Genomic DNA, 11,789 nt, shown 5'->3' on the forward strand with positions numbered 1-11,789 from the left:
CAGCGACTCCAAACCACCGCAAACCAATGATTGACAAGCTTGATGCCACCCTTCGCTTCCATCAGGAGGCGCTCAACCTGCGGGCGCGGCGGCAGGAAGTTCTGTCGGTCAACATCGCGCATGCCGATACGCCCAATTTCAAGGCGCGCGACTTCGATTTCAGCAGTGCCTTGACGCAAGCGGTGGAGCGCGGCCGGCAAAGCCAGTCGCTGCCCATGGCCGGCACTTCGGCGCGCCATCTGGTGGCGGCGCCCGGCGGCGCCGCTGACGCCGAGTTGTTGTACCGGACCCCGGCGCAGTCCAGCGTCGATGGCAACACCGTGGAGATGGATGTCGAGCGCGTCAATTTTGCCGACAACGCCCTGCGCTATGAAGCCAACCTGACGGTGCTGGGTTCCCAAATCAAAACGATGCTGGCGGCGCTTCAGCAATAACCTTCTGGAGTCAGTAGATGCCTGTTTCCAATCGTTCCCTCGGCATTTTCGACATTGCGGGTTCCGCCATGACGGCGCAGTCGCAGCGCATGAACGTCACCGCCAGCAACCTGGCCAACGCCGACAGCGTTGCCGGCCCGGATGGCCAGCCTTACCGCGCGCGGCAAGTCGTGTTCGAGCTGGCCAATGCGCCCGGTCAGGCGGTGGGTGGCGTCAAGGTGGCGCGGGTGATCGAGGACCCGACGCCTGGGCGCCTGCTGCACGACCCGAAGAACCCACTCGCCAATGCCGACGGTTACGTCGCGCAATCGAATGTCAATGTGGTCGAGGAGATGGTCAACATGATCTCGGCCTCGCGCTCTTACCAGGCCAATGTCGAAGTGCTCAACACCGCCAAGACCTTGATGCTGAAAACCCTGACGATCGGACAGTAGCGCCGAGGCTAAGCCGACCAACGCATTCATAGGAGCAATTTTGTGGTTTCAAATGTTGTCAATTCCTCCAGTGTGACGAGCGCGGCCTCCGCGTCCGCCACCAGTGCCAGCGCGGGTAGCGAGGATCGCTTCCTCAAGTTGCTGGTGACGCAACTCAACAACCAGGATCCGCTCAACCCGCTGGACAACGCGCAGCTGACCTCGCAGCTGGCGCAAATGAGCACGGTCAGCGGTATCGAGAAGCTCAACACCGCGCTACAGTCCCTGCTGGCCCAAAGCGGCTCAAGTCAGGTCTTGCAGTCAGCCGGCCTGATTGGACGCTCGGTGCTGGTGCCGGGGCAACAACTGGCGCTCCAGCAAGGCGCCGCCGTGCCTTTTGCCATCGAAATGCCGGGCGCCGCCGACGCCGTGAAAGTGGATATCAGCGATTCCGCGGGTCATGTGGTTCGCAGTTACGACCTGGGTTCGCTGGCGGCAGGCGTCAAGACGCTGTCGTGGGACGGCAAGGGCACTGGCGACACGGCGCTGCCCGACGGTGTCTACAAGGTCAGCGCCGCAGCTACCGGCGCCGGCGGCAACGTGATACCGGTGGCCCTGACCTACGCCAATGTGACCAGTGTGGCGCAGGGCGCCAACGGCATCGCACTGACTCTGGCGGACAGTCGCATGGTCGGTTTCAGCGACGTCCGATTGATTGCCAGTGCCGCCTCCTCTTCTCTCTAATTCTTCATTGTCAAAAAGGAAATACCATGAGCTTCTCACAAGGTGTTAGTGGCTTGAATGTTGCATCAGCCAATCTCGATGTGATCGGCAACAACATCGCCAACTCGGGGACCATTGGCTTCAAGTCCGGCAGCGTGCAGTTTTCCAACGTCTATGCCGGCTCCATGGCAGGCCTTGGTACCAAGGTCTCCGGCGTTTTCCAGGATTTCACCGCCGGGGCGGTGCAGCGCACCGCCAAGCCGCTGGATGTGGCGATTGTCGATGGCGATGGATTTTTCCGGATGCAGAGCAGCGGCGGCGAGATCCGGTACACGCGCAACGGCCAGTTCGACGTCGACAAGAACGGTTTCATCACCAACGCAGCCGGCTTGCGCCTGACCGGATACCCGATGGGTGAGTCTGGCGCCCTCTCAAGCGCCAGTCCGGTCGCCTTGCAAGTGCCTTCGGCCGCCATGGTGCCGGTGGCGACCACCTCCATCGTGTCCCAGTTCAATCTGGATGCAACCAGCGCCTACCCGGCGGTGGCACCTTTTGACGCTCAGAATTCAGGCAGCTACAACTATTCGAATTCGGTCACCATCTTCGACTCGTTGGGCAATGCCCATGAATTGTCAGCGTTTTTCGTCAAGACGGCGCCCAACAAATGGGAGATTTACGCCACCGCCGACGGCAAGCCCCTGGCCACCGGCGGCGCCTTTGCGCCGGCACCGGCCTTCCCGCCGTTGCCAGACGTAGCCGGGTCGGGCGGAACACCGCTGGGTTCGGTCGGGTTCGATACCAGCGGCAAGATGGTGACGACGTCCTTGTCCGGCACCGCATTGACCGCTGCAACGGCCGCATTGGCGACGGCCAAGGCCGACCAGACAGCCGCACAGGCGGCTTACGATGCCTCGCCAGAGGGTGTGGCAGCCGCCGCCGCGGCCGCGGCCCTGGCCGCATCGCCTGAGGGAGTGGCCGCGTTAGCCGCTGCCAACGCAGCCACCGCCGCGGCCACCGCGGCAGCGGCGGCACCGACCGATACCGCCCTGGCGTCCAAGGCCTTGACGGCGGCACAGGCGTCAGCCAAGGCGACGGCGGCGGCCAACGCAACCTCGCTCGGCGAGATCGCCAGAACGACGGCGGCGACCGCCAGGACGTCGACAACTGGATTGGCGCTGTCCGCGGCGAAAGCCATCACGGAGCGCGCCGATTCGGCCCTGACACCTACCGTTGACAAATTGGCCTTCACCGGTTTGGTCTTTTCCAATAGCGCCAAGCCACTGGCCATCGACATGACACTGGCCGGCAGCACCCAGTTCGCCTCCGGCAACGAAGTCAGAAAGATGATCCCCGACGGCTATCCGTCGGGCCAGCTGACGGCGCTGGCCATCGGGGCGGATGGTCTGGTCTCGGGCAAGTACTCCAACCAGCAGACCAAGGTGCTGGGACAGGTTGTGCTGTCGCACTTCAATAGTCCGAACGGGCTGCAAAACATGGGCGAAAACGTCTGGTCCGAGACGCCGGCTTCCGGTGCGCCCCTGACCGGCACGCCCGGCGCCGGCACCACGCTGGGTCATTTGCTGGGCAGTGCGTTGGAAGGCTCCAACGTCGACCTGACGGCCGAGTTGATCAACCTGATCATTGCCCAGCGCACCTACCAGGCCAACACCCAGACCGTGAAAACGCAGGACCAGGTGGTGCAGGCGCTGATCAACATGCGCTGAAGCCGGCGCCAGTGATTGATAGCTATCGCCAACAGAGCAAGGAACTGCCATGGACCGCATGATCTACATCGGCATGACCGGTGCCAAGCAGGCGTTCGAGCAACAGGCTTCGGTCGCCAACAACATGGCGAACGTGTCGACACCGGGTTTTCGCGCCCAGATCAACAATTATCTGGCCGTGCCGGTGGTCGGCGCCGAGCTTGCCACCCGTGCCATGGTGACCGCCAGCACGGCCGGCGCCGATCTGCGCTCCGGACCCTTGCTGCCGACCGGGCGCGCGCTCGATGTGGCGGTCCGCGGCGACGGCTGGTTGACGGTCAAGCTGCCCGACGGCAGCGAAGCCTTTACCCGCGTCGGCAATCTGCAGGTTGGTGCCGACGGCCAGTTGCAGACCATGGATGCCAGGCCCCTGGTGGGCGAAGCCGGTCCGCTGGTGGTGGCCCCCGGATCCGCCTTGACGGTGACCAATGACGGCCTGGTCAGCGCACAGGCGGGTGATGACCCGTCCGGCGCCGCGACCGAAGTGGGGCGTCTGAAATTGGTCAACCCGCCGGCCGCCGACCTGGTGCGTGGCGAGGACGGGCTGTTCCGGTTGCGGCCGGGCGCCGCGGCGGCGCCGATGGACCCCAATGTGCGCTTGCGCAGCGGTGTGCTCGAAGGCAGCAACGTCAACCCGGTGGAGGCGATGGTGGCCATGATTTCCAACGCCCGGCGCTTCGAGATGCAGATGAAAACCTTGCAGACCGCCGAAAGCAATGATCAGCAGGCCAACAAGCTGCTGTCCGCCAATTAACCCAGCCGAACACGGCCACCTCGCAGGAGATTCCTCATGATTCGTTCTCTCTGGATTGCCAAAACAGGGCTCGACGCCCAGCAGACGCAGCTCGACGTGGTGGCCAATAACCTGGCCAACGTCGGCACCACCGGTTTCAAGCGCAGCCGTGCCGTGTTCGAGGATTTGATGTACCAGAACCTGCGCCAGAGCGGTGGCCAGACCTCGGACCAGACCCGCATGCCGTCCGGCCTGCAAATCGGTACCGGCGTGCGCGTGGTCGCCAGCGAACGCATTCATACCCAGGGAAATCCGACCAAGACCGATAACCCGAAGGATGTGTCGATCAACGGCGCCGGCTTCTTCCAGGTACTGCTGCCCAACGGAACCACCGCTTACACCCGCGACGGTTCCTTCCAGACCGATCAGAGCGGGCAACTGGTGACGGCCAGCGGTTATCCGGTGCAACCGGCCCTGACGCTGCCGCAAGGCACCACCAGCATGACCATCGCCAGCGATGGCACGGTGTCGGTGATCCAGGCCGGCAGCACCGCCAGCGTGCAGATCGGACAGTTGCAACTGGCAACTTTCCTGAACCCGGCCGGTTTGCTGGCCACCGGCGAAAACCTGTACACGGAGACCGATGCCTCCGGCACCGCCAACCAGACCGCGCCGGGCCAGAATGGTTCCGGCACGCTCAGCCAGGGCTACGTCGAGTCCTCCAATGTCAACGTGGTGGAGGAACTGGTCAACATGATCCAGACGCAGCGCGCGTATGAAATCAACAGCAAGGTGATCACGACGTCGGATCAGATGCTGACCAAGCTGGCGCAGTTGTGATGAAAAACAGCTTGTCCATGGGCTGGCGCACCGGTGGTGCATGGCTGACCCTGCTGCTGCTGGCGGGTTGTGCGCACAGCCCGCGCGAACCGCTGGTGCAGCAACCCATGACGGTGCGTCCCACGGCGCAACCTCAGGCGACATCGCCGGCCAGCGCGAATGGGGCAATTTACCGTTCCGGTCTGGGCTCGCAAGCCCTTTTCGAAGATCGCCGGCCGCGCTTCGTGGGCGACATCCTGACCATTCTGGTCAGTGAAAACGTCAATGCCAGCAAGAATTCGGCCGCCAACGTGAGTCGCACCGGCAGCGCCAGTGCCGAGCTGTCGCTGGTGCCCAAAATCTTTGGCGGTCTGATGTCCGGTACCCTGGACAGCGGCGCCAGCGGCAAGAACAACTTGAGCGCCAAGGGTGGCGCCAACGCCGCCAACACCTTCAACGGTGTCATCACGGTGACGATTGTCGAGGTGCTGCCCAATGGCAATCTGGTGGTCAGCGGAGAAAAGCAGATGTTGATCAACCAGGGCACCGAGTTCATCCGCTTCTCCGGCGTGGTCAATCCGCGCGCCGTCGGCAGCAACAACACGGTGGCCTCGACCCAGGTGGCGGACGCCCGCATTGAGTACAGTGCCAAGGGCTATATCGACGAAGCGCAGCAGATGGGCTGGCTGCAGCGCTTCTTCCTCAACGTATTGCCGATGTGATGATGCCAGCCAGACTTGATTTGCCGGCAGCACGCGGCCACACAGTACAGCGGGCCGTCCGGTCGGTTTTGAGCTTGTGCCTGCTGCTTGCCGGCCTGGCCGGGTGGCCGGCGCAGGCGGAGCGGCTGAAGGACATCGCCAGCATTCAGGGCGTGCGCGACAACCCGCTGATCGGCTACGGCTTGATGGTGGGGCTGGATGGCAGCGGCGACCAGACCATGCAGACACCGTTCACCACGCAGAGCCTGAACAACATGCTGGTGCAGCTTGGCATCACCATGCCGCCCGGCGCCAGCATGCAGCTGAAAAACGTGGCGGCGGTGATGGTCACCGCCACGCTGCCGTCTTTTGCGCGGCCCGGGCAAACCATGGACATCACGGTCTCTTCCATGGGCAATGCCAAGAGCCTGCGCGGCGGCACCTTGCTGATGACGCCCTTGAAGGGCGCCGATGGCCAGGTTTATGCGCTGGCCCAGGGCAATATGGTGATCGGCGGCGCCGGCGCCTCGGCCAATGGCGCCAAGGCACAGGTCAACCAGATCAGTTCCGGGCGCATCCCGGCCGGCGCCATCGTCGAGCGCGCGGTGGAGTCGACGCTGGGCGACGACGGCCTGCTGACGCTGGAATTGAACAGCAGCGATTTCGGTACCGCGCAGCTTGCGGTGGAGGCGATCAACCGCGACTTCGGGGCGGCCATCGCGCGCGCCCTGGATGCCCGGGTGATTCAGATCACGGCACCGGCCAGGGCCGAGGAGCGCGTCAGCTTTCTGTCGCGCATCCAGAATATCGAAGTGACACCCAGCGCGGCCGGCGCCAGAGTGGTGATCAACGCGCGCACCGGTTCGGTGGTCATGAACCAGAGCGTCAGGGTCAACGATTGCGCGGTGGCGCACGGCAGCCTGTCGGTGGTCATCAATACCGAGCCGGTGGTCAGCCAGCCCAATGCGCTGTCCGGCGGCGCCACCGTGGCCGGCCAGCGCTCCCAGATCGAAATCAACCAGGCTTCCGGCGCGCTGCAAATGGTGCACAGCGGTGCCGCGCTGGCCGATGTCATCAAGGGGCTCAATGCGCTGGGCGCCAATCCGCAGGACCTGGTGTCGATTTTGCAGGCCATGAAAGCGGCCGGTGCCTTGCGCGCCGAGCTGGAGATCATCTGAGGCCGGCCATGAGCAGCGCTGCCATGCCCTCTCTCGCCAGCGGCCCGTCGGCCGCGCCGGGGGTGCTCGACCAGCGCCTGTCATTCGACGTGCAAGGTGTCGATGCCCTGCGCCGCACCGTTCGCAGCTCGCCGCAGGAAGGCCTGAAGCAGGCTTCCAAGCAGTTTGAGGTGTTGTTCATGCAAATGGTGCTGAAGAGCATGCGCGAGGCAACACCGTCGGACGGCATCTTCGGCAGCCAGCAGGAAAAGCTTTACACCTCCATGCTGGACCAGCAAATGGCACAGTCCCTGTCGGGACGCGGCCTGGGTTTGGCCGAAGCCATGTACGCGCAACTCAGTCGCAACGTCAGCGGCGGTCAGGCCGGCGCCTTGCCCACGCCGGCCGAGCCGGCCAGTTCCGGCGCCGGCACGCCGAGCTCCGGCAGCGCGCCGGTGCCGCAGCCGAGCCCGCCGCGCGCCGCGGCCGCGACGCGCGCGCCGGCCGACCTGTCCCTGTACGAGGCGGCCACCGCCGGGGCGACGCTGAGCCGCAGCGTGTTGCCGCAAGCGCAGGTCGAGCAATTCGTTTCGCGCCTGCTGCCGGCGGCCCAGCGCGCCAGCCAGGCCAGCGGCGTGCCGGCGCAATTGATCATGGCGCAGGCGGCACTGGAGTCCGGCTGGGGGCGGCGCGAGATTCGCGCCGACGATGGCCAACCCAGCTACAACCTGTTTGGCATCAAGGCCGACAAAAGCTGGAAGGGGCCGGTGGTGGAAGCCAGCACCACCGAATACGTCAACGGCGTGGCGCAGAAAACCCGGGCCAGCTTTCGTGCCTACGGTTCTTATGAAGAAGCGTTTTCCGACTACGGCAAGTTCTTGAGCAGCAATCCGCGTTATGCCAACGTGCTGACGGCGCCGGATGCGGCCGGCGCGGCGCGCGGTCTGCAACAAGCCGGTTATGCGACCGATCCGCAGTACGGTGGAAAGTTGATTCGCATCATGAAGCAGATGACCTGAGGCGCCAGGGTGGGCACCGCGTGGAAAGCCCCGAATGGCCTAAAGTTTTTCCGGATATTGCCGATATACAGACGTAGGCTTTGCAACAGGACGAGCTCGATTTGAGCAATTAACAGCAAGGAGATAGAGCAATGAAACACACGTATTTGATCGCGCTGGTGGTGACCAGTGTGCTGGCCGGTGCCGCTTGGGCCGATGGCAACGTCAGTCCGAAAGAAGCCGAGGCGATGGTCAAAAAGGGGGTCACCTTCATCAAGGCCAACGGCAAGGACAAAGGCTATGCCGAGATCACCAACAAAAAGGGGCAGTTCGTCGACCGCGATTTGTACCTGACGGTATACGGCATGGACGGCAAGGTTTGGGCCCACGGCGCGAACGAGAAGATGGTGGGGAAAGTGCTGATCGACCTGAAGGATGTTGACGGCAAGGAATTTGTCAAGGAGCGCATCGAATTGGGCAAAGCCAAGGCCAGTTTCTGGCAGGACTACAAGTTTACCAACCCGGTGAGCAAGAAGGTGGAGCCGAAAACCATGTACTGCGAGCGCCTGGAAGACGTCGTCGTGTGTGGCGGGGTCTATAAGAAATAAGCTTCGGCGGGGCGCGCACGGGAATTCGCGCCGATGCCGGGAACGATGCAAGGTGGCTTGGCAATGAAAGTCTGGCAGAAGATTCTGGTGGCACCGGCGGTGGCGGTGGTGTTTTTGATGGTGTTCGGCGCGGTGTCCTACGGCGCATTGAGCCAGCAACAAGCCGCGTTGGAGGATCTGACTGGTGTACGGTTTGGAAATTACCAGATTGTTGCCAATTCAGCGCAGGAAATCAGCGAGGTGCATGCCGGCGTTTATCGCTTGTTCACCTGGCTTGGCAACCTCCAGGAGGACAAGATCAAGCAGATCACGGCCGAGCAGGATGCAAAGATCGATGCCATCGTCAAGCGCGTCGGCGCTTTCGGTGCAACCGCCGGTCTGGACGCCAACGAGCGCGGCATGGCAGAGTCGGTGCTCAAGAAGCTTGTGAAATACAAGCGCGATGTCGCGACGGCAATCGATCTGAGCACCGTCGATGTCAATACCGGGATGGCCGCGATGCAGACAGCCGATAGCGGGTTCCAGGAGATGCTCAAGCAATTCAAGGAACTGGTGCAGGTTGAAAATCAGTTGGTGCGTCGCGGGCATGAGCGCGTTGTGGCGGAGTTCGGCAAGGTTGTTGCGATTTTGATTGTCGTCCTTCTGTTCGGGTTGGCTGTGTCCACCGGAATTGCCTTGTTCATGAGCCGCTTGATCGTGCGGCCGCTGAAGTACGCCATCCTGGCGGCCGGCCGTGTTGCTGGCGGCGACTTGAGTTCCAAAATCACGGTAGCCGGGAACGACGAAACCGGTGAATTGCTGCAGGCGCTCAAGGATATGAGCGACAGCCTGGTCCGCATCGTTGGCGAAGTGCGCGGCGGCACCGACACCATCGCCACCGCTTCCAGTCAGATCGCCGCCGGCAACCTGGACCTGTCGGGCCGCACCGAGCAGCAGGCCAGCTCGCTGGAAGAAACGGCGGCCTCGATGGAGCAGCTGACCAGTGCCGTCAAGCACAACGCCGACAACGCCCAGCACGCCAATCAACTGGCGGTGGCGGCCTCCGGGGTCGCGCTCAAGGGCGGCAGCGCGGTGTCGCAGGTGGTCCAGACCATGGATGCGATCAACAACTCGTCGAGGAAGATCGTCGACATCATCAGCGTGATCGACGGCATTGCCTTCCAGACCAATATCCTGGCCCTGAACGCTGCGGTGGAAGCGGCGCGGGCCGGCGAGCAGGGCCGCGGCTTTGCGGTGGTGGCAGCGGAAGTGAGAAACCTGGCGCAGCGCTCGGCGGCGGCGGCCAAGGAGATCAAGACCTTGATCGGGGACTCGGTGGCGAAAGTGGAAGAGGGCAGCCAGCAGGTGGCGCAAGCGGGGCAGACGATGGACGAGATTGTCGACAGCGTGAAGCGGGTGACCGACATCATGGCCGAGATCACGGCCACCAGCCAGGAGCAGAGCTCGGGTATCGAGCAGGTGAACCAGGCGATCACGCAGATGGACCAGGTGACGCAGCAGAACGCGGCGCTGGTGGAGGAAGCGGCAGCGGCGGCGGCCTCGTTGCAGGAGCAGGCCGGCAACTTGTCGCAAGTGGTCAGCGTCTTCAAGCTCGACCGCCGGCAGAGCGAACTGTTTGCCCAGGCCCACAGCAGGGCGCCCAAGGCCGCCGCGCCGAAGATCAAAACAGAGACCGCCAAGCCGGAAGTCAAGCTTGTACCCAAGCGCTTGGCCGCTGCCAATACCACTGCGTTGGCGGATGCCGGCTGGGAAACGTTTTAAGCACAGGCCATGGGAATCGCGACGATGCAAGCAAACACAGACAACAGCAGACCGGCCACCGTTCGGGGTCTGGAATTTCTGGCCTTCACGCTGGGACATGAAGAGTACGGCATAGACATCCAGAAGGTGCAGGAACTGCGCGGTTACGACACGGTGACGCGGATTGCCAATGCGCCGACGCACATCAAGGGGGTCATCAACTTGCGCGGCATCATCGTGCCGATCATCGACATGCGCATCAAGTTCAATCTGGGAACGCCCAGCTACGACCAGTTCACGGTGGTGATCATCCTGAACCTGGCGAACCGGGTGATGGGGATGGTGGTGGACAGCGTCTCGGATGTGATCACGCTCAAGGCCGAGCAGATCAAGCCGGCACCGGAGATGGGAGCGGTGCTGGCGGGCGAGTACCTGATCGGCTTGGGCACGCTGGACCAGCGCATGCTGATTCTGGTCGATATCGACAAGCTGATGCTGAGCGCGGACATGGGCTTGACGGAGAAACTGGCGGCCTGAGTGGGCTGAAATTTCAACCATGGTTCGCCATCAGACTTTCTCCAAGAATCAAATGAAACTCCGGGACTTGAAAATCGGGGCCCAACTGCTGGTCATGATAGGGACCACGCTGCTGGTGGTATGGACCGGCGTGATCATTTGGGAAGACCATGTCAATCGAAAGACCGCGATCGAACAGGCGCGCGGATTTTCCCTCAGCATGCACGAGGTCACCATGGCCGGACTCACCGGCATGATGATTACCGGCACCGTGCAGCAGCGCGATGTGTTCCTGGACCAGATCAAGCAGCTCAACACCTTGCGCGATGTGCGGGTCCTGCGCGGCGAGGCGGTCACCAAGGTGTTCGGAGCCGGTAGCCTGAAGGAAGAGAACAATCCGGACGGCCTTGAAAAGAAGGTGTTGCAGAGTGGCAAGGAAGTGATTCAGGTTGAGTCCGACAGTCAGGGCGAGTATTTGCGGGCGGTGCGACCGGTCTTGAGTTCGAAGAACTACCTGGGCAAGGATTGCATCAGTTGCCACCAGGGGATCGAAGGCGCCGTGCTGGGCGTGGTCAGCATGAAAATCTCACTGGATCAGGTCAATGCCGCGCTGCAGCGGCAGCGCAGCAACATGATTCTTGCCGCCATCATCACCTGCATCCCGGTCTTGCTGCTGATCTTCCCCTTCATCCGCAAGGTGGTCACGCAGCCGCTGGAGGTGGCGGTGAAAGTTGCGCGTGGCATCGCGGCAGGCGATTTGACTCAGCGTATCGAAGTCGGTTCGAGCAACGAGATGGGCTTGATGCTGCTGGCGCTGAGGGACATGAATGACAGCCTGGTCAAGGTGGTCGGCCAGGTGCGCGGTGGCACCGACACCATTGCCAGCGCTTCCAGCCAGATCGCCGCCGGCAACCTGGACCTGTCGGGCCGTACCGAACAGCAGGCCAGCTCGCTGGAAGAAACGGCGGCCTCCATGGAGCAACTGACCAGCACCGTCAAGCAGAACGCCGACAACGCGCGCCAGGCCAACCAGCTGGCGGTGGCGGCCTCCGGTGTCGCCGTCAAGGGCGGCAGCGTGGTGTCGCAGGTGGTCGGCACGATGGACGCCATCAACAGCTCATCGAGGAAGATCGTCGACATCATCGGTGTCATCGACGGCATTGCCTTCCAGACCAATATCCTGG

13 protein-coding genes are annotated in these 11,789 nt (G+C 62.9%); all 13 read left to right on the top strand.

The annotated features are described in order from the left end of the window. Positions 1–26: 26 nt before the first annotated feature. Positions 27–434 carry a flagellar basal body rod protein FlgB gene (gene flgB, locus PHS32_RS20415; protein WP_301081036.1) on the top strand — a complete coding sequence of 136 codons (408 nt, stop codon included), beginning with the start codon at positions 27–29 and terminating at the stop codon, positions 432–434. Positions 435–451: 17 nt separating this feature from the next. Next, positions 452–868, top strand: a complete 417-nt coding sequence (flgC, locus tag PHS32_RS20420) for a flagellar basal body rod protein FlgC (protein WP_301081038.1) — start codon at positions 452–454, stop codon at positions 866–868. A gap of 42 nt (positions 869–910) precedes the next feature. Continuing rightward, positions 911–1,591 carry a flagellar hook assembly protein FlgD gene (locus PHS32_RS20425; RefSeq protein ID WP_301081039.1) on the top strand — a complete coding sequence of 227 codons (681 nt, stop codon included), beginning with the start codon at positions 911–913 and terminating at the stop codon, positions 1,589–1,591. Between the two features lie 26 nt (positions 1,592–1,617). Beyond that, positions 1,618–3,294: a flagellar hook protein FlgE gene (locus tag PHS32_RS20430; protein ID WP_301081040.1), complete on the top strand. Its 1,677-nt coding sequence runs from the start codon at positions 1,618–1,620 to the stop codon at positions 3,292–3,294. A 49-nt stretch (positions 3,295–3,343) separates the two neighbouring features. Then, positions 3,344–4,087 (top strand): flagellar basal body rod protein FlgF, encoded by a 744-nt coding sequence (locus PHS32_RS20435; protein ID WP_301081042.1) that lies wholly within the window; start codon positions 3,344–3,346, stop codon positions 4,085–4,087. 36 nt (positions 4,088–4,123) lie between these two features. Then, positions 4,124–4,906: a flagellar basal-body rod protein FlgG gene (flgG, locus tag PHS32_RS20440; protein WP_301081043.1), complete on the top strand. Its 783-nt coding sequence runs from the start codon at positions 4,124–4,126 to the stop codon at positions 4,904–4,906. After that, complete coding sequence (locus PHS32_RS20445; RefSeq protein ID WP_301081045.1) at positions 4,906–5,607, top strand: flagellar basal body L-ring protein FlgH; 702 nt, start codon at positions 4,906–4,908, stop codon at positions 5,605–5,607. The genes flgG and PHS32_RS20445 overlap by 1 nt, the downstream gene beginning before the upstream one ends. A gap of 2 nt (positions 5,608–5,609) precedes the next feature. After that, positions 5,610–6,764, top strand: coding sequence for a flagellar basal body P-ring protein FlgI (locus PHS32_RS20450; protein ID WP_301081057.1), 1,155 nt, complete (start codon positions 5,610–5,612; stop codon positions 6,762–6,764). A gap of 8 nt (positions 6,765–6,772) precedes the next feature. Further along, positions 6,773–7,762 (top strand): flagellar assembly peptidoglycan hydrolase FlgJ, encoded by a 990-nt coding sequence (gene flgJ / locus PHS32_RS20455; RefSeq protein ID WP_301081047.1) that lies wholly within the window; start codon positions 6,773–6,775, stop codon positions 7,760–7,762. A 131-nt stretch (positions 7,763–7,893) separates the two neighbouring features. After that, positions 7,894–8,349 carry a cache domain-containing protein gene (locus PHS32_RS20460; RefSeq protein ID WP_301081049.1) on the top strand — a complete coding sequence of 152 codons (456 nt, stop codon included), beginning with the start codon at positions 7,894–7,896 and terminating at the stop codon, positions 8,347–8,349. 63 nt (positions 8,350–8,412) lie between these two features. Next, on the top strand, positions 8,413–10,110 hold the full coding sequence (locus tag PHS32_RS20465; RefSeq protein ID WP_301081051.1) for a methyl-accepting chemotaxis protein: 1,698 nt from the start codon (positions 8,413–8,415) through the stop codon (positions 10,108–10,110). A 24-nt stretch (positions 10,111–10,134) separates the two neighbouring features. Further along, positions 10,135–10,626 (top strand): chemotaxis protein CheW, encoded by a 492-nt coding sequence (locus PHS32_RS20470; RefSeq protein WP_301081053.1) that lies wholly within the window; start codon positions 10,135–10,137, stop codon positions 10,624–10,626. A gap of 52 nt (positions 10,627–10,678) precedes the next feature. After that, a partial coding sequence (locus tag PHS32_RS20475; RefSeq protein ID WP_301081055.1) for a methyl-accepting chemotaxis protein occupies positions 10,679–11,789 on the top strand: 1,111 nt, incomplete at its 3' end.

It is taken from the genome of Rhodoferax sp., from assembly GCF_028714215.1.
Lineage (GTDB): Bacteria > Pseudomonadota > Gammaproteobacteria > Burkholderiales > Burkholderiaceae_C > Rhodoferax.